The sequence below is a fragment of the Spiroplasma endosymbiont of Cantharis lateralis genome (genome assembly GCF_964030855.1).
Lineage (GTDB): Bacteria > Bacillota_I > Bacilli_A > Mycoplasmatales > Mycoplasmataceae > Spiroplasma_A.
The window spans coordinates 70950-90642 of sequence record NZ_CAXIQF010000003.1 but is presented as its reverse complement, the minus strand read 5'-3'; the positions used below and the strand labels follow the sequence as shown (position 1 = coordinate 90642).

Sequence of the window (19693 nt, the reverse complement as noted above, 5' to 3'; positions counted from 1 at the left end):
GGAGTGATTTAAATGAAAGAAAAATGTCAAATTGCAAATTGCGATCAGGATTTGAACTTTATGGATAAAAAAAGAATTTATCAATATGATGAAAATTTAGAAGATGAAACTGCAATTTATGTTTGTGATGAATGTTATAAAAAAAATAAAGCTGAAGAAAATAATATTGATTGAGAACATTCTTCATAATAAAAAAATACTAACCAAGTTAGTATTTTTTTATAATTAATTTAAAAATTTAAACTTCTTAAAAGAAATTATTGCCTTTATTAAACCCCGCAAAGAATTTCATTTTTAAATATTCTTGACCCATATTTGGATGTTGGAATCTAAATTTATTTAAAGCGGAATACAATAATTTTTCTTGTTCATCTAATTTATCAAATCATTGTTTTTGAAATAAAATATTATCTGCCAATATCAGCGAACAATTTGAAATAAAAGCCGCTTCATTTTTTGATTTTAAATGAATAATTTTTAAATACTGTTCAAAGAAAGTATTTAAATTTTCTTTGCTTTTGTCATAAACCATTGTCACAAAAAAATTTGCTTTATCTGAAAACATGACAATCGTTGCAAAATTTTCAGAGATAAAAAAGTTATTAATTGAGTTTACAACTTTAAAATCATCTGGTGTTATCTGTGGTTGAAAGACATCTTTAATTGTAAAATTATTTGTTTTGGGTAAACTAAATTTCACAATCCCAAAGTTCTTATATTGCCCTTTTAAAGTTTTTACAAAGAAACTATAAGTATCTAGTAAAGAACTTACATGATTTGAAACTTTCTTTAAATTATAAATAAACATAGTTTTAACACCATCTTCTTCAATTGAATTAAAGTAGTTTCTAAATTCTTCTTTTAAAGCTTCAAGTTGAACTCTAGAGATGAATAATTTATTTACAATTGCAGGAAAGTTAAATAATAGGATTTCTTCATCACTGCTATTTTTTGTAATTTTAATGTCTGCAATTTGATTCATATGTTCTTGACAAAAACCAAAATACTTAAATTGATTTGGATCAACTTCCTTGAAAAAAGATTCGCCCATTTTATAGTTATTATCAAACACATTTCTTTTATTTGATGTTAAATAGTTTGTATGATCTAATTCATTAAAATCATACAAACTATTTTCAACAGCTTTTTTTTCACAATTAACAAAATTACAATTTTCAGTCTCACTCATATTTTTGTATTTATTTTCAAATAATTGCGAAGAAAATTTTAAGTAATCTTCATACTTATCATTGGCAATAATTGCCTTAATAAAGGGCGTATAACTTGAATTTTTTGTTTTTATTAAGTGTTTTTTGCAACACTCTAAAAATTGCTCTCCACTAAGACAAAAACATAGTTCTTGGTCCTTAAAAGTAAAAAAATTATAGCCATTTTTAACTAAAAAATTAATATTGTCATTATCTAGAAAATAATTACTAAAAATTGATTCAATAAATCTTTGTGTGTCCTCATTTGATAACTTTATATTTTTAGCTGCCTTATATAAATCTTGCTTACTGACAAGATTTTTTAATAATTCATTTTGTAGTATTTTTTCACCCATAGTAAACCCTCCAATAAAAATAGTTTTTTACATTAACTTTATACATTTTATTAATTCTATTTTCTTTTTTTATTTCATGCAAACTTTGGTTCCACATATTTTGGTTCTACAGCATCCTTTTCAAAGATTTTATTATATTTAAGCTCATTTGTAAAAACCAAAGTTGGATCAGCTTTAGCATTAAATTTGCTAACTCCTGAATAATAATTAAAGTTCTTCTTATTTAAAACTAATTTTGTATTAAAAAATTCTATTAATTCTCTTGAATAAACTGCATTTTCACAATGATTTTCATAGGCAATTTTTCTTATTTCAACAATATCATTTGCTGTTTTTACAGAATAAATTCATTTTAAATCTACTAAATAAACATCAAATAATAAATTAGCAAAATCCTCACGATATTTTTTATTTTCTCTTAATAATGGAATTGTATTTAAAAAATTGTCAAAGTGACTATTTCTTAAGAAAAATTCAATTTCATCAGCATAATTGATAATATCACCATCATCAATGCTATAAATTGCTTGACCCAATTTTTTAATAAACTCTTCATCATATCTGAAAGTTGTTTTTAAAACTTCTAGATATCTTTTATAATCTTCTTTTTCTTCTTCTTTAACTTTAACATCTTTATATTCAAAATACTTTTCTCTTAACTGAGCCACAGCATTAATTCCCATAGTAGTTAAAATATCTCTTTTACTTAAATTAGCTTTAAAGAACTTTTCATAGTGACTTCCAATACCAATTACTTTATCTGTTTTAAATTCTGCTGGCACTAAAGTTACAATTGGAAAAATAAAAGGATAAATACACTTAATTGAATAATAAAATATTCTAGATTTTCATGCCTTGATAACTCCAAGAGATTTTAAAATTTTATTTAATTGTACTAATTCCTCTTCTTCAATAAAAAATAAGGCATCAATTTGCAGATTCATTTCTTTATTTGCTAGCTTTTTTGCAAATTTTGGATAATACTTTTCAAAACTCATATTTGATTCTAATCAAGAACCATTAAATATCTTGTTTAACTCTAAGATATCGTTTGCATCACTATATATACCTTGTTTTAAAATATGATCTTCACTTAATGTAAAAGTTTGTTTTCCTGGATGAATAAAATTCTTAGCTATAATCTTTTGTAATTTCATGTTTCTTTCTCCCATTAAGTTAATTTATTCTATTATATCAAATTTTAATAGGTTTTTAAAGGGGTTATTAATAAGGAATATATAAAGTTTTAGAGCTGTACTATTCCTTTTTTTCGGACACCTATATTTTATAACTAACTCTATTATTATAAAAATATTGATACATTTTCAAATTATAAATATATTCATTTACAACATTGTATTTATAACATTCCTTGATTGCTTCTCTTTTAAGAATACTTCAAAAACCTTTAATATATCCATTATCTGTTGAACTGCCTATTCTAGAAATACTTAAACCAAAACCAAATCACATTGTAACTAATCGATATTGATATGATTTAAATTCTGAATGATTTTCAGAGTGAATAATAAAGGTTGACTTAAATGTTCCAAATTCATTAACCATATTAAAAAATCACTCTAATACTAATTTCATACCTTTAATATTTTTAGTTACCAAACCATAGACTTTTTTTACTGTTTACATGATAATAAGCGCAAGTATATAGTTTACATCCTGTTATTATTTTCTCTGTAATATCCACAAAGAAAATATCTTCAAAATTATTTAAATCTGTTTTGTATTTAAATAATTTAGGATACTTGCCATTTTTTTCTGGATTAACTAATTTTTTATTTTTTTAGTTATTAGGTTTCAACTTTAGAATATTCATTATTCATAGAATTTTTTTAGGACTTAATTTAAATCTAAATAATTCAATAATCTTCTAAATCCTTAATTTTAACTTCATTTTTATAAGCATCATTAATTCTCAAAATAAAATCTTAATTAATAATATTAAAATAATTTACTTTGTAACTAATATGAATTCTATGGATTAACATAGTTTTAATTAATGTATATAAAATTGTACTAAATAATGCAAACTATCACTTTATTACTAATTATTTTATAAATCAAGCTAGATACTATTCTTCAGCTTATGAATTAAGTATTTTATATCTACATTGTTTATCAAAGTAGTTTGATCAATCTCAATAGCTTTTTTATTAAGTTAATTCAGGATTCCTTATCTTTAGTTTTTTTATTTGATTTAAATTAATGTAAAGAATAAGCAATTATGCTCCAAAAAATAACAAACAATTTTGTTCTCCTTTATAATAAATAAAAGGAAATTTTATAAAAGGACTACTATTAAATGCCATAAAAATGGAAACAACCAAGATTAATTAAAGATTAATTTTTAAAAAAAGAATTTATTAAAAAAAATTAATAAATTCTAGTAAATAAAATCTATCAATTTTTTAAAAATGAAATAATTTAATCATTCTCCTTATTACTAGAAGAAGCTAAATCATCATATACTTCTTTAATTGTTTCAATGAAAATAATAAAAGATTTTTTTTGATTTTCATTTTTTTGTTTTAAATTATCATTTTTTTTAGTTTTATATTTATGTCTAACTTTATTTCAATTATTTCCCTTTATATTTCTTAATCTTCCAGTATGTTCAGAATAATCTCCTATTTCCTCTCATAAATAATCACCATTAATTCTCTTAATAATATTTAATTTATTAGTATTTTGATTTATTTTACATATTGCTATATCATATGAAAATTCCACATTTCCATTTTCAGATGTTTTTTTAACTGTGATAACAGATGTGGAATTATCACAATCTCATCCTTCATTGGAACTAAAGGCATTTTGAAATAAATTAAAAAAATAATCCTTAATTTTTTTAGGTTCCTCCTTATTACTATTTGTAATTCTTAATTGATAATCAATATCAAATTTTTTATCCTTATGTGCTAAAACTAAATTTCTTTTAGAGCTACCAACTAAATAAAAATTGAATCTGTAGCCATTTTTTACTCTAAAATTTTTTGTTTTAGAAATAAATTCAGATTTTTTTGGTTTTAATTCCTTCTTTGTTACATATTCTAATCCCATTATTTTAAATCCTCTATTAATAAATCCGATACTATTTTGAACTGTTTTTTACTTTCATTTATTACTTTTATATACCCTTTTTGATAATCCTCAGGTAATAAATTTTTTAATTCATATAATTTTTTAGTAAACCATTCAAGATTAGTGTATATTAAAGTAAAGTGAACAATTTTATTTCTTAACTCTAAAACTGACTTAAAATTTTTTTCTTCTAAATCATCTATTAATTTTAATTTTTTTAATTCTTTTAAAATTGTTCCTAAAGTATAATAATTAGAATCTAGTTCATTTAATTCATTTAATGTAGTAAAGTCCTCAGAATTATTTGCGATTTCAAATTTTTTATAGTAAATTGTATTATCTATTAATTTTTGTTTAATTTTATCTTCTATTGTATTTAAAAATCTAAAAACATTATACTTTATTCTCTTATCATATCTTATTAAATCAGATATATTTTTATAATTTAAACTATCAGTATTTCTTTTTTTACAAAAATAAAAAATTAGAAAATTAATTATTTTTTTGCCTATTATCTCTACGTATTTTAAATAATCTTCCTTATCTTTATGACTAAAATTAACCTTTATTTCATTTATAATCTCTACCATTTTTGCCCTTTTTACCCTTCTAATTTTATTTTAAAATAAAATATAATTTTTAGCAATAATATTTCATAAATATATAGTATAAAAAAATAAATTATACTGTTCTTTTTTTCGGACACCTATATTTTTATAACTAAATCTATTATTATAAAAATATTGATACATTTTTAAATTATAAATATATTCATTTACAATATTGTTTTTATAACCCTCCTTGATTGCTTCTCTTTTAAAAGTACTTTAAAAACCTTCAATATATCCCCATTGTCTGTTGATCTCCCTATTGTAGGCATACTTAAACCAAAACCAAATCACATTGTAACTAATCGATATTGATATGATTTAAATTCTGAATGATTTTCAGAGTAAATAATTGAGTTTGTTTTGAATGTTCCAAATTTATTAATCATATTAAAAAATGACTATAATGCTAATTTCATACTTTTAATATTTTTAGTTACCAAACCATAAACTTTTTTAGTGTTTACATGATAAAAAACGCAAGTATATATCTTGCAAACAGCTATTATTTTTCTCTGTAGATATTACAGAGAAAATATCTACATAATTTTTCAAATCTGTTTGATATTTAAATAATCTAGGTTACTTACCAATTTTTTCTGGATTAACTGATTTATTCTTTTGTACTTTATAATTGTTAGGTTTTAACTCTAGCAACTTCATTATTCGTAGAATTTTTTTATGACTACAATTTAAATCTAAATACTTCAAAAATATTCTAGATCTATAGATTTTAACTTCATTTTTATAAACATCATTAATTTACAAAATTAAATCTCAATTAAGAGTTTTAATTTTAGGTTTAGGTCTTTATATTCAATCAGAGTAAGTGCTTATTGTTAAATCAATTAGTCTACAAAGTCTTCTAATTTCAATATATGGATATCTAATTATAAAGTTGTAAACTACTTTTGATTTAGATCTATTTAACTCTGACTTACTTACTTTTTTCTATTAATCATTTCTTTTAATTCTCTAAATATTTTCATCTCATAGTTTTAAATATTCACGCTCTCTTTTTGATTTTTTAAGTTATTTTTTTTTTTTTTTTAAAAAAAAAAAAAAAATCATTGCTCCAATTATTATATTAACTACTATAATTAATATAGGAGAAGCAAATGAAATCATTAAAAGATATTAAAAGTCATTATTTGCCACAATTTAATTTAAAGTATTGAAAAAATAGTGGAGCTAGATTATATGAAAAAAATAAAAAATTAATTAGGACTTACAATACAAAAAATATTTTTTTTGAGAAAGGTTATTATTATATTAATAAAATAAATTATGAATCAAGACTGGGAGTTATTGAGAATAGAATGAAAGGATTAATTGATAGAATCTATGAGAGTAAAAAAAATATAGATCTAACTTTAAATGAGATTCATTTTATACAATTATATTTATTATTGCAAGCATATAGGCAATTAAAAACATCTAGTGTTATCAAAAATTTGGATAACCAAAATAACTATTTATTTGGTATATTCAATAATATATCCGAAGCGGAAAGAAAAAATAGTACTATTAGTTTACTAGAAACAATGGAATCTCTCATAAAGGGAGAAAAACATAAAGATGCTGATATTTGAATTGATATGCAAGTGTCTTCAATGGTATTGAATATTGTTAAAAGTAAAGATAATAAATTTTGTATTTCTGATATTTGTGGCTTAATCGAAACCGATGAATATGGAAATTTTATTATGGGTTTCTTTCCTCAGTCTCCTGATATTGCTTTTATAATATCTAAAGTTAAATATTTTTATAATTCTAAAAAAATGGTGAAAAAATTTGGTTATGGTAATCCTGGATCATATGTATTATTGGATGAAGCAGTAAAATTAATTTCTCAATATAATATTGAAGGTGTATCTGATTTTGGGCAATCTTTTTCATCGAGCATTACTTCTGATAATAATAAAAAAATCAATAAATTGAATTTTATAAATTTTAAAAAAAATACCATTGATGAAATTAATAAAATATTTTTGGATGATGGTGAAAGTTTTATTTTTACTCAAGAAAATGACTACATAAATGTTTTGAATAAAATTAAATTAAATTATAGATATATATAATTTAAAAATATTATAATAAAGATATTTACCTTTTTATAAATTCTATATCTTCTATTCTTATTTAATTTATCAAATTATTTTTGTATGACTCAAATTTTTTTTAGTGCTTTAATTAATTTTACAATTCATCAATATTATTAAATATAACTCATTAGGACTCTTAAAAAAAGAAAAAAAGTGTCGATAAAAATAGTATTCTCAACTTGTATCAAAATTGAAAATTGCATTTATATATAAATGAAATCCTTTCATCTCATATTTTATTTTTTATCTAAATTTGTAAGCTTATTTTAATTGCTCATATTCCCTTTATTTTTTTAAGTTCTTCTCTTAAAATTTTTTAACTCTAAATCTTCATTAATAAAGAAGTCATCAAGATATTTTATATTAATGAGTACTTCATTAATTATATTTTATCTTTTTTTCAGAAGTTTACTGTTTGTCTTTCATATTTTAATTCCAAACTATTTGATATTTTATTAGAACTTACAACATTTGAATATTTTCTAGTTTTATTATTTTTATTTACTTTTATTAATTTTTCTAAAAAATGAATGCTCCTTTATTGAGATGTTTGAGCTCTTTGAAATTGTTTATTATAAGCAACTGTTTTATTTCTTCAAAAAATAAAAACAAGAAATCTGCTATTTTACTAACATATTTCTTGCCAACTATCTATATTAAATTTTAAATACACTTTTTAAATTGTATAAATTACCTAATTATACAACTGAATTTGCTTTATGCATATAATCAAAAGCAGTAATTAATCTAAATAATCCAACTTGAGCATGATGCATCATAACTTCTGCTTGACCTTGTCTTGCTGCTCTATCATAATCTTCAGAAGCTAAAAGTAACATTTGTTTTGCTAAAACAATTTCACTCGGATGAGGTGCATTATTTAATAATTCATAAAATGAACTTATATTACCATAAGTAGCTCGAATATATACTAATTTGTGCTCAATTGATGATTGAGAAAATATCGGAACAGCACTTCTTTCAAAAGTACTCATTGTCAAATCAATTGCTTTCTCAATATGGATATTTCCTAACTTTCCTTGCTCTTTATTAATATTGAAGTTTGCTTTATGCATATAATCAAAAGCAGTAATTAATCTAAATAATCCAACTTGAGCATGATGCATCATAACTTCTGCTTGACCTTGTCTTGCTGCTCTATCATAATCTTCAGAAGCTAAAAGTAACATTTGTTTTGCTAAAACAATTTCACTCGGATGAGGTGCATTATTTAATATTTCATAAATTGAACTTATACTACCATAAGTAGCTCGAATATATACTAATTTGTGCTCAATTGATGATTGAGAAAATATCGGAACAGCACTTCTTTTAAAAGTACTCATTGTCAAATCAATTGCTTTCTCAATATGGATATTTCCATAGGTTTTTTGAGTTATATTTTTATTATTTAAATTTATATTTAAAACTGGTGTAACTGCTGATGTTGATAATGATAGCGACCCTATTAAACCTAATAATTTTATCATTATATTAATTACCTTTCTTTCAACTACCCACCCTTCCAACCTTTATAATTATGAGCTATAATAATAATTATAAACTATATAAAAAAAATAACTATATATTTATGTACTATTTCTTTTTTTCGGACACTGTACTGTTCCTTTTTTCGGACACCTATATTTTATAACTAACTATATTATTATAAAAATATTCATACATTTTCAAATTATAAATATATTCATTTACAACATTGTATTTATAATCTTCCTTGATTGCTTCTCTTTTAAAAGTACTTCAAAAACCTTCAATATATCCATTGTCTGTTGATTTGCATATTCTAGACATACTTAAACCAAAATCAAATCACATTGTAGCTAAATGATATTGATAAGATTTAAATTCTGAACCGTTATCAAAGTGAATAATTGAGTTTGGTTTAAATGTTCCAAACTCATTAACCATATTAAAAAATGACTCTAATACTAATTTCATACCTTTAATATTTTTGTTTACCAAACCATAAACTTTTTTAGTGTTTACATGATAAAAAGCGCAAGTATATAGTTTGCATCCTGCTATTATTTTGTCTGTAATATCTAGAGAGATAATACCTCCATAATTTTTCAAATCTGTTTGATATTTAAATAATCTAGGATACTTACCAATTTTTTCTGGATTAACTGATCTATTCTTTTGTATTTTATAGTTAACTTTTGACTATCTTAGTGAAAAACTATTATTTAAACTGAACTACTAATAAGTTTCTTATTAGTTTCATATCAATTGATTAATATTTTAAACATTTTTTGATACCTTACAATTTTAATTTACACAATGAATTATTTTTGGTATATAGATATTAAAAAAAATTTATACATATAGAATTATGTATAAATTAAATTAATATTTGATTTTTTATTCATGGATTGCTTCTTGTTTAGCTCATTTTTGAATTTCCAACATATACTCTTTTGTATTATTATTTAAAGTTTCATCCTTTTGTCATTCTTCAATAAATATATCAAAACTATCTGTTTGATCTCTAAAATAAGTTACTTTTGAGATTTTTGATTTTAAAGATTCATAGTCTAATTGCATCATTTTATAAGATTCATACGCTCTTATAAATGCTTCATATATTCTACTTTTTTGTCAAGCTTCACTATTTAATTTTATTAATTTTTCTTGTTCTTTACTACATTCATTACATTCATCAAGTTCCTTTGCTCAAATTGCATTCATTTTTTCTTGTTCTAAAAAATAGTTATCTAATGCTTCTACAATATCATCTCCAGATTTTGGTTGATTTGGTAATTCAAATTTTTTCTCACTTTGACATGATATAACAGATGTTGAAGTTGAAGCAAATAAAGTTATTGCTGTAAATAAAGTTAATAATTTTTTCATAATTTCTCCTTTTAAATGAATTAATAAATATAGAATTATGTATAAATTAAATTACTATTTTCTTTTTTTATTCATGGATTGCTTCTTGTTTAGCTCATTTTTGAATTTCCAACATATACTCTTTTGTATTATTATTTAAAGTTTCATCCTTTTGTCATCATTCAATAAATTCATCAAAGTAATCTGTATTTACTATAGAATATGTTATTTCTGAAGTTTTTGATTCTAACGCTTCATATTTCAACTGCAACATTTTATAAGATTTAAAAGCTCTTATAAATGCTTCATATATTCTACTTTTTTGTCAAGCATCACTATTAAGTTGAATTTCCTTTTCTTGATCTTCACTACATTCATTACATTCATCAATTTCCTTTGCTCAAATTTCATTGACACGCTCTTGCTCATAACGATATTTATCTAATGCCTCTACAATATCATCACCTGATTTTGGTTGATCTGGTAATTCAAATTTTTTTTCACTTTGACATGATATAACAGATGTTGAAGTTGAAGCAAATAAAGTTATTGCTGTAAATAAAGTTAATAATTTTTTCATAATTTCTCCTTTTAAATTAATAAATATTTGACGATTCAATTTCTATAATTTTGTTTATAGTTGACATAATATCATTATCATAAATTAATAAGGGTATAGTCAAACCTAAACTCGTTTGGTAATTATATAAATAAGTTTTATAAACTTGTACATTTATATTACTATTTTGTTTAGCAGCCTTTTTAACGGCATCAAGTGCTAAATCCTGACTTTGATAATAAATAAAGTTAGAACTATCATTTACATCTCTAATTCTATACACAGCATATCTACCATCTGAAATAATATTATCATAAGATAATTTAAAATTTGGATCTCATGTTTTTATTTCATCTCTATGTACATATTTTGCTGTTAATGAAATATTATTATGTAATTTTCTTAATGCTGCTTCTTCACTCTCTCCAGATGATTCTACTTTTCCAAAAGCATCATAAACTATATATTTTTTTTGTAATGTTCTTTTACTGTTTATAATTTCCTTTTCTTTGGCCTCTTCAAGAGTATTTGCCAACAGTTTACCATCTCTACTTGATAAATCTTGATCTGTTCCATATGAATATTTTAATACAGAACTAAAAGTACCTTGCAGTGGTAAAAAATTATCTAATTGTTCTTTTGTAACATAAAAATCTTCTCTCATTTTATACATTGTTTTATTATCAATTATATAAGGCTCTTTTAATATTCTTTCCTTTATTGGTAAAAAGTCATTATAACTTTGAATTAATGAGTATTTGAAACCTTGATTACCATTAACATCATATAATTTATCTTTTGCAATAGATCCTTCTGTATTTAAATTTAAATTATTATTTTTAAGATCTTTAAAAGTTAATTCCTTATTTGGATTTTCAAAATTTTGCAATCCATTAAAATAATTTGAGAATCATTTACTATAAAAATTTGCTAAATTATCTTGTGTCATATCACTTGTTGTATATGCATTTCCCATCTCTGGTGAAAATCAAATTTCATCTCCACTTTTTTTATCTTTTGTAGTATATCCTGTAAAAGAAGTACGAGTTTCATCATAATAACTAAAATCATCTAATGTAACTTTTTTATTTTTATAACTAGAATGCATTAAATTAATGTTTCCATTACTACATGATTTTTCATTATATTTAAAATTAAAAGTCTTTGTTAAATAAGGTCTCTTACCTTCATTTTTACTTTGTCAATTAGCTCTAAAATATCCAAGAAAAGAAGATCAAGAATTAAATGTTTTATTATCTAACATTTCCAAATTAACATAGTCACCAAAACCATAATCATCACTTGCTCCTTGACATTGAACTGTTATTCTATAATCTTTTTTTGGCATAAATTTTATTCTATATTTCGAGTTAGCATCCAATAAATTTTTATAATAACCTTCATAAAATTCTGATTCCAACTCTCTTTTTAATTTAGCAAAACTCTCTTCTTGAGTTCCAAAGAAATTAATTGGTTTAATTGCTTGTTGATTTAATCCTGTTTTTTTATTGACATAATATCCAGAAGTAAATTTTGATATTAAAGCTTCAACATCATTTTGATTGAAAGCATTATAGTACTCATTTGCATAAATATAGTATAAAGATTTATTAATTTTTAGATTATATTTCTCATTATTTTTGGCTTCATCTGGTGTATCAAATCATTCAATTTGATCATAACTGTACTTTGCTTTTACATTTCCTAAATTAGCATAAGTATTCAATGCATTTTCTTTTGATAGAGCTATATTTCCAAAAGCATCTCTATATACTTGACTAAAATTATTTATATTAATATCATAAATTTTTTTATCATCTAATGTCATATGCTCATAATTTTTAATAATTTTTGATGGATTTGAAGAAGTCAATTGCATTTGCACAAAGTTATTTTTTAGAATATACTCATCTAGTTCTTGAGGAGAGTTAAATTTCTTTCCATCAAAATAACTATATTCAGTATCTCCAATATATAGTCTATTTTCTTCTATATCCTTATAAAGTTCTTCAATTTGTTGATTTGATAAATTGCGAAATCTTATATTACTAATATTGTTTTCACTAGTAACTATAGGTAGTATAGTTGAGCTACTTAATACCAGAGCTAAACTTACTTTATATAATAATTTTTTAAACATGTTTTTTTCACCCCTCTTTTAATAAATTTCATGAGTTTGTTGCTCAATTCATTTTCTAAATTCTCATTCATTTAAAAATATATTGTCTTTGAAATCAAAGGTTTTTAACTCACCATTTTGATTAATTACTTGATAATTAATATTATTATCTAGATAAGTTAATAATTGATTTAATGTTTTAAAATACTTATTTTGTCCATAAAAATCCAACTTATAAAAATCATACTGACTTCCTTGATATTCTTCTAAACTATTATAGATTGAAGTTTTTATTAGATCACTGTTAATAATTAACTTAGATTCAATCGGTTGATTTGTTTTAATGAAAGAAATAATTTCTTCTTCACTATCCTTATAAATTTTTTCACCATTTTTCATTATATAAAAATATTTTTTATTAAATTTAGAATTAGCAATGTTTTCTTTTAAACTTGATATTGCATCATACTTATTTTCAAAAGCATTGCCAAAACCATCTAAATAATATTCTTTTTTATGCATTACATATTCTTCTTTAAATAGCTGTTCAATAAATATTTCTTTTTCTTTATCTAAAGCTTCTTGATATTCAGATCAAGTATATCCACCTGGTGAGTTTACGGGCTTATTAAATTTATCATTTGTTAATGTATAAACCTTACTTTTGTTCATAATACTTGCAAATATTTTTCTTGAAGAGAAGTAATTTTGAGGATTTTTGTAAGCATCTAATATTAACTCTTCTTCTGCTGTATCTTTATGCAAATAATACTTATTTTTAAACTCATAAATAGTTGTTGATGACGACTCTGGATTTTTTGGAACTAAATAATTTATTGCTGAATCTGAAATTTTTATAACGTTTACTTTTGGATTTGGTTTTTTAATTGATATATTAATTAAAGGAATTTTAATTGTAGGCACTGTATAAAATAATGATGTATTTTGATCTAATTTTGCTTCAAAACTAACTACTGACATAAAACTTAAAGCTTGGCTTATACTCCATGCCTTTCCTACTCAACTTAATCCAGATACTAAACTAGTAGCACTGGCTTTTGAATTATAATTCTTATTTGTAAATCCTTTAAAACCAATTCCCTTATAAATATCTTCACTTTTACTTTCAATTTCCTTTTGATTTTCTTTATGAATCTCTTCCATGCTACTATCTATTTGCAACTGAGAAGTATTTTTATCTTTAAAGGTATTTTCAGTTTTTTTCTTATTTTTGCTTAACTTTTCAAGTGGTTCCATTACAGTTTCTGCTATTTTTTGAAATTTTACAACTCCATCCAGTAATCTTTTATTTGCACCACCTTCTGAATAAAATTTATCCACATTTATAAAAAGAGAATATATATCTTCAAAACTACTTTCTCTTAAAGATTCCAATCCATTTTCAGAATCATTTGAAAAAACGTTTTCAACCATTTCTTCTTGTGAATTAATTATATCTGCTAATATATATACAAATGCTTTTTCTAACTCTTCAAAAGAAACTCCAATTCTATGTACTCTACTTTTAATTAATAATTTATTAAATACAACAAGTAATTTATTAAAATTTGTAAACTCTTTATCTTTAATAAGATTTAAATCTAATGACGCATCAAAAAAATAATTATCATCAATTTTATTCATTATAAATTCTAATTCTTCCTTGCCTTCTTGACTCCAATCAATATTCTCTCTTAAATATTTTAAATATTCAAAAGAAGCAAAATTGCTTTCTTCACCAGAATTGGGTTTATGAATTCAAGGCAAAACAATATCTATGACAGTACTTGTCATTGATGATAAACTGACAGCATAACTATAAGCAATTAAAGGATTAATATCAACAGAACCAGTTTGCTCAAATTTAATATTATTATCTTTAATTTCTTCAGTTGATTCAAAGTATTTTGGACCAACTAAATAACCATTTTGTAAATTAAGATTTCCCACTTGTGCTCAATAAGATTTTTTATCTGCATCTAAAACTTCTTTAATATGCTCTCTAGATAATTTTGGATCTAAAGGTTTTATTAAATTTTCATATTCCAAGTAGTTATAATCGGAAAAAGATTTTCCATTATATTCAAAACCAGTTGTCATATTTTTTCTTAATCAAGATTTAATTTCTGTTTCTGTTTGACATATTCCACTTTGCAAATAGCAAGTAGTTTTATCATCACTTTTTTCCAACTCTTTTAGTTTAATTTCTTCATAGTAGGATCTTGCATCACTTTCATTATTTGTTTCTTTACCTTCAACGAAAATTGATGATTCATAATTAAAGTATGTTTCTAAAGCATTATCTCTTGAAAGATACGCTTGATTATCATGACCCCTATAAACTTTGACCTCTTCTTCTACATTAGAAGTTACAATATCAGAAGAAAGTTCTCCAGAAGCATTAATTGTATAATTGCCTGGATTTCTCATTGTCTTTTCTTCTGTGATTTTGAATTTCTGATTTATATATAAATCTAGCTCTTCTTTTGTGTTAAATAACTGATTGTCAAATTTAAAAATATTTGTTTCGTAGTTAAAAGTTCTTTGCGCTTCATTATAAGCATAATTATAAACTTCTTCTTTTGTTAAAAACTCTTTACCTGCAAAACTATAACCTATTGGCTGAGGTTCTACAATATTATTATTTGTTAATACAAGACTAATTGGAACTATTGTTCCAATAGTTCCAATAGATATAAGTGAAACAATAGAGAGTCTCTTTTTTGTTAATCACTTGGTATTTTTTGATTTAAATATTTTATTTACTAATTCAGTGAAATTATTAGTCTTTTTTCTCATTTTTCTTTCTCTTTTGAAAATAAATTAAATAAGCGTAATAGAGTTTTTTTCATCTAATTGCTTTATTTACTAAATTTTCCTCCCCTTATTTGCTGAAATTTACTCTTATGTGCATTAGTAAAAACGTCACATAGTTATTTTATACACCTAATTTATTACAAAAGCAATATTTTTACCATAAATTTAATAAATTTTGGAAAATTTTGTATTAATCTTAAATGCCTATTTTATAATGCTATACATAAATGTAATAATTTATTAACTATAATTAGTAACATTGTGCTTGTAATATTCAACTTTAAAAACAGCTTCTTATTTGAAAACAAAAAAGACCAGCTATTAAACTGATTGACCGTGTAAATTAATTGGGGGGATTTGATTTATTTAAATATTGGAAATAGATCCCAATTTAAATCAAATGTACAAGAATATGTGTAAAAACTGCAATGTTTTTATTTCTAACTAGATATTAGCACATTTTCTAAAAAAAAATATTAAAAAATAAATTTTTTAATATTTTCAATTTATAAATCAGCTTATTTTTCTTGAAAAAGATTCATTCTTTATCTTTTTCCTACCCATTGGGTAGCAGGATAAGTAGTACTATCATTTTTACCCAGAACCCTTTAAACAAGGGTTCTTTTTGGGTAAAAAGTGCTAGCACTAGCAATTTTAATGCTAGCAAAAATGCTAGTATTAAAAGGGCTTGGAACCAAGCTTGCGAAAGAAAAATTAAATTTTGCTTTTATTAACTAATTTTACGAATTATTTAAATTTCTAATTCGAGTTGAATAAATTGTACTAGGCTTATCTAAAATTGGTAAATTAATTTCTTTTAACTTTCTATTTTTATTAGTATTTTTATTATCATTATTACTATTATCAAAATATTGATCACTAATAGTTTCCTGCAATTTATCTTTTAATTTATTTGTTAAAAAATTAACTAAATTAATGCCATTTATTTTGGCAATTTTTATATTTATTAGTATCTCAAAATTATTTTTGCTATAAATTTTTGCACCGTAACCTTTTGTGCTTTTAATCAAATGGCTAACTGCTGCTTCAGCGTGACAACCATTATTTCAAGATTTGAAATGATTTTCAATGCCTTTTCTATTGTTTGTTATATATCTAATAGCTTCTTTAATCCTTTGAATATTTAGCTTTTCCATATCTAAACATGTAGTTAAAAATTGAACTAATTCATTAATTTTATTTTCAGAATAATATTCAATTGTTTTTTGATACAAATCTTTTAATCGATCACTATTCTTACTTTTTGAACTTTTTTTATATGCAAAACAACGATATATTTTTTGAAATAAATGAAATTTGTCAAGTATATATTCAGCACCTATATAATCAGCAATTTCTTTTATCCAATTTGCCCCATCTCCACATAAAATAATTTGCTTTTTTGATAAATCCCCATAGTTTGTTTCTAGCATTTGTAATAAATATTTTGAATAATCATGTGTATCACATTTTTTACCCTTTGAGAAAGTTTTTACAAATGCCCTTTTATTTTTTAATTCATATTTTTTATTATTCCTCTCTCTAGTTTCATATGCAACAGCTACTCTAATTCTGATTTCTTCTTTTTTATATTTATTTCTAATAGTTGATCAACAATCATCTATATCAATATAAACTATGTCATTATCAGATTCTATAACTTTATTGTTATTCTCAATATGTTTTGCTAAATCTTGAGAATTAATTGATTGCAAAATATTGGAGACAGTTTGTCTATTGAAATTGGCATTTTTAAAGAATCTAATAATATCCTTTTGACGTTCACCACCTTCAAATGAATTAATAATTTTCATTTTTAGGTCATAGACAACTCTAGAATATTTTTGAATTTGTAAAAATGGATCAACTAAAAATGCATATTTACCTGTATTTTTATTCTTATATTTTGTATGTTTAAATGTAACATCACCAAATTCTGTGATTTGGGTTCTTTTTATATTATTGTCATGAATAATTCATCCTTCTTTTAAACGTCAATTAGAATTTTTTATTTCTAAATCTTTTTGTTCAAAATACCTCTTTAATTCTAACTTTGCTTGATTTAATACACTTTGTTCGATTTCTTTGAATAAATTAGTTTGATTTACCATATCTTCTCTTATTTCATTCATTTTTTCTTTTCCTTCAATTCAAAATTATTGTAATATAAAAATTGAAATAAAAAAAATACCCTCTAAGGATATTTTTAAATATTATTTTGATTGGTTAATATTAATCTTCTAAAAGTATTTGATTGTCTTCTAAATTTGCTGATGGCTCATCAATAATATCAAATTCCTGATTTTTTGATGGTTCTAATTTATTTACTTGATCCATATTTCAATTAGCTTTAGCAGATTTTGCTCAAGAGTAAGTTGAATTACTAATTTCTAATAAATCATTAAATACTTCACTAACTTTAACTTTATGATTTTCAAATTCTGCTGCTTCAATTTCTTTATTTTTTATTGAAATACTTAATTCACCATCACTTGGTAAATTAATTTGAATAAAAGGTGAATCAGATTTTTCTGAACGCTTTAGAACTTTGCCTTCTTCTGTTGAATATTCATAATTTTGAACAAGTTTTGTTGAAATATTCAAAAATTTAGCTTCTTTATCTTCAGTTTTTGAAATTAAAATTACTGCAAATTCATTACCATTTTTATTTGTATAAACCTTTTTGATATTATTTCTAAACATATGAAAACTAACATATTTTTTTGTTGCTGTAGTGTAACCTTTTTTCGGACACATTTTAAAAATACTTTATATATTGATATAAAATATTTGTGAACGAAGAGAGGTTTTATTTTGACTAAGTATTCAATCAATCAAAAAATTGAATTAGTATTAAATTTTTACAAATCTAATTTGTTATTAGCACAGTATTCAAAAGCAGTAGGAATTGATAAATCAAGATTGAAAAACTGAATAAAAATTTATGACGAAAATGGAAGAAGTGGATTTAAAAAATCCTTTAAAGCCAATAATGAGGAGATTATAAATTTAAAAAGAGAGCTTAAAAAATCAAAAAGAGAGAGTGAAGACTTAAAATTAAGAGATGAAATGTTTAAAGAATTAAGAGAAATGATTGATAGAAAGAAGTAAATAAGTGAGAGTTAAATACATTTAAATCAAAAGTAGTTTATAACTTTACAATTAAATACCCAAATATTGCAATTAGAAGACTTTGTAGAATAATTGATTTAGCAAAAAGTACTTACTATGATTGATTATCAAAAGGTAAACCAAAAATTAAGGCAATTAATTGAGGTTTGGTTTTGAGAATTAATGATGTTTATAAAAATGAAGTTAAAATCTATGGTTCTAGAAGATTAATGAAGTATTTAGATCTAAATTGTAGTCATAAAAAAGTTTTGCGAATAATGAAGTTTTTAAAGTTAAAACCTAATAACTATAAAATACAAAAGAATAAATCAGTTACTCCAGAAAAATTGGTAAGTATCCTAGATTATTTAAATATCAAACAGATTTGAAAAATTATGGAGATATTTTCTCTGTTGATATTACCGAGAAAATAATAGCAGGATGCAAACTATACACTTGCGCCTTTTATCATGTAAACACTAAAAAAGTTTATGGTTTGGTAACTAAAAATATTAAAGGTATGAAATTAGTATTAGAGTCATTTTTTAATATGGTTAATGAATTTGGAACATTTAAACCAAACTCAATTATTCACTCTGATAATGGCTCAGAATTTAAATCTTATCAATATCGCTTAGCTACAATGTGATTTGATTTTGGCTTAAGTATGTCTAGAATTGGTAGATCAACGGACAATGGATATATTGAAGGTTTTTGAAGTACTCTTAAAAGAGAAGCAATCAAGGAAGGTTATAAATACAATGTTGTAAATGAATATATTTATAATTTGAAAATGTATCAATATTTTTATAATAATAATAGAGTTAGTTATAAAATATAGGTGTCCGAAAAAAAGGA

Annotated in this window: 18 protein-coding genes; 4 read left to right on the top strand and 14 right to left on the bottom strand. The window is 23.0% G+C overall.

What is annotated here, in order from left to right:
* Positions 1–12 precede the first annotated feature (12 nt).
* A complete protein-coding gene (locus AAHM99_RS00905; RefSeq protein WP_342274923.1) occupies positions 13–189 on the top strand; it encodes a hypothetical protein in 177 nt (58 codons plus the stop codon).
* A 58-nt stretch (positions 190–247) separates the two neighbouring features.
* On the opposite strand, the gene AAHM99_RS00900 is transcribed toward AAHM99_RS00905, so the two are convergent.
* The 6 genes from AAHM99_RS00900 to AAHM99_RS00875 form a co-directional block, all read right to left on the bottom strand.
* Positions 248–1564 (bottom strand): hypothetical protein, encoded by a 1317-nt coding sequence (locus AAHM99_RS00900; RefSeq protein WP_342274922.1) that lies wholly within the window; start codon positions 1562–1564, stop codon positions 248–250.
* A gap of 56 nt (positions 1565–1620) precedes the next feature.
* Positions 1621–2721 carry a hypothetical protein gene (locus tag AAHM99_RS00895; protein ID WP_342274921.1) on the bottom strand — a complete coding sequence of 367 codons (1101 nt, stop codon included), beginning with the start codon at positions 2719–2721 and terminating at the stop codon, positions 1621–1623.
* A 121-nt stretch (positions 2722–2842) separates the two neighbouring features.
* A complete protein-coding gene (locus AAHM99_RS00890; RefSeq protein ID WP_342274920.1) occupies positions 2843–3160 on the bottom strand; it encodes a hypothetical protein in 318 nt (105 codons plus the stop codon).
* A gap of 846 nt (positions 3161–4006) precedes the next feature.
* A complete protein-coding gene (locus AAHM99_RS00885; protein ID WP_342274919.1) occupies positions 4007–4642 on the bottom strand; it encodes a hypothetical protein in 636 nt (211 codons plus the stop codon).
* Complete coding sequence (locus AAHM99_RS00880) at positions 4642–5253, bottom strand: hypothetical protein (protein WP_342274918.1); 612 nt, start codon at positions 5251–5253, stop codon at positions 4642–4644. Before AAHM99_RS00880 ends, AAHM99_RS00885 begins: the two co-directional genes overlap by 1 nt.
* A 185-nt stretch (positions 5254–5438) precedes the next feature.
* The gene (locus AAHM99_RS00875; RefSeq protein ID WP_342274917.1) at positions 5439–5660 is read right to left on the bottom strand and encodes a hypothetical protein; all 222 of its coding nucleotides are present in this window, start codon (positions 5658–5660) and stop codon (positions 5439–5441) included.
* A 729-nt stretch (positions 5661–6389) separates the two neighbouring features.
* Between AAHM99_RS00875 and AAHM99_RS00870 the strand changes: the two genes are divergently transcribed.
* The gene (locus AAHM99_RS00870; RefSeq protein ID WP_342274916.1) at positions 6390–7352 is read left to right on the top strand and encodes a DUF4238 domain-containing protein; all 963 of its coding nucleotides are present in this window, start codon (positions 6390–6392) and stop codon (positions 7350–7352) included.
* A 722-nt stretch (positions 7353–8074) separates the two neighbouring features.
* On the opposite strand, the gene AAHM99_RS00865 is transcribed toward AAHM99_RS00870, so the two are convergent.
* The 8 genes from AAHM99_RS00865 to AAHM99_RS00830 all read right to left on the bottom strand — a co-directional run bounded on the left by AAHM99_RS00865 (position 8075) and on the right by AAHM99_RS00830 (position 18481).
* The gene (locus tag AAHM99_RS00865) at positions 8075–8866 is read right to left on the bottom strand and encodes a hypothetical protein (protein WP_342274915.1); all 792 of its coding nucleotides are present in this window, start codon (positions 8864–8866) and stop codon (positions 8075–8077) included.
* Between the two features lie 151 nt (positions 8867–9017).
* On the bottom strand, positions 9018–9470 hold the full coding sequence (locus AAHM99_RS00860) for a hypothetical protein (protein ID WP_342274914.1): 453 nt from the start codon (positions 9468–9470) through the stop codon (positions 9018–9020).
* Between the two features lie 288 nt (positions 9471–9758).
* On the bottom strand, positions 9759–10250 hold the full coding sequence (locus AAHM99_RS00855; RefSeq protein WP_342274913.1) for a lipoprotein: 492 nt from the start codon (positions 10248–10250) through the stop codon (positions 9759–9761).
* A 67-nt stretch (positions 10251–10317) separates the two neighbouring features.
* Positions 10318–10809, bottom strand: a complete 492-nt coding sequence (locus AAHM99_RS00850; RefSeq protein ID WP_342274912.1) for a lipoprotein — start codon at positions 10807–10809, stop codon at positions 10318–10320.
* A 16-nt stretch (positions 10810–10825) separates the two neighbouring features.
* The gene (locus tag AAHM99_RS00845) at positions 10826–12928 is read right to left on the bottom strand and encodes a hypothetical protein (RefSeq protein WP_342274911.1); all 2103 of its coding nucleotides are present in this window, start codon (positions 12926–12928) and stop codon (positions 10826–10828) included.
* An 18-nt stretch (positions 12929–12946) separates the two neighbouring features.
* The gene (locus tag AAHM99_RS00840) at positions 12947–15706 is read right to left on the bottom strand and encodes a hypothetical protein (RefSeq protein ID WP_342274910.1); all 2760 of its coding nucleotides are present in this window, start codon (positions 15704–15706) and stop codon (positions 12947–12949) included.
* Between the two features lie 758 nt (positions 15707–16464).
* Positions 16465–17856, bottom strand: coding sequence for an Mbov_0401 family ICE element transposase-like protein (locus AAHM99_RS00835; RefSeq protein WP_342274909.1), 1392 nt, complete (start codon positions 17854–17856; stop codon positions 16465–16467).
* 100 nt (positions 17857–17956) lie between these two features.
* Complete coding sequence (locus tag AAHM99_RS00830) at positions 17957–18481, bottom strand: hypothetical protein (protein ID WP_342274908.1); 525 nt, start codon at positions 18479–18481, stop codon at positions 17957–17959.
* Positions 18482–18538: 57 nt separating this feature from the next.
* On the opposite strand from AAHM99_RS00830, the gene AAHM99_RS00825 reads away from it, so the two are divergent.
* Complete coding sequence (locus tag AAHM99_RS00825; RefSeq protein ID WP_342274802.1) at positions 18539–18835, top strand: transposase; 297 nt, start codon at positions 18539–18541, stop codon at positions 18833–18835.
* Between the two features lie 385 nt (positions 18836–19220).
* Complete coding sequence (locus tag AAHM99_RS00820) at positions 19221–19676, top strand: DDE-type integrase/transposase/recombinase (RefSeq protein ID WP_342274907.1); 456 nt, start codon at positions 19221–19223, stop codon at positions 19674–19676.
* The last annotated feature ends 17 nt before the right edge of the window (positions 19677–19693 follow it).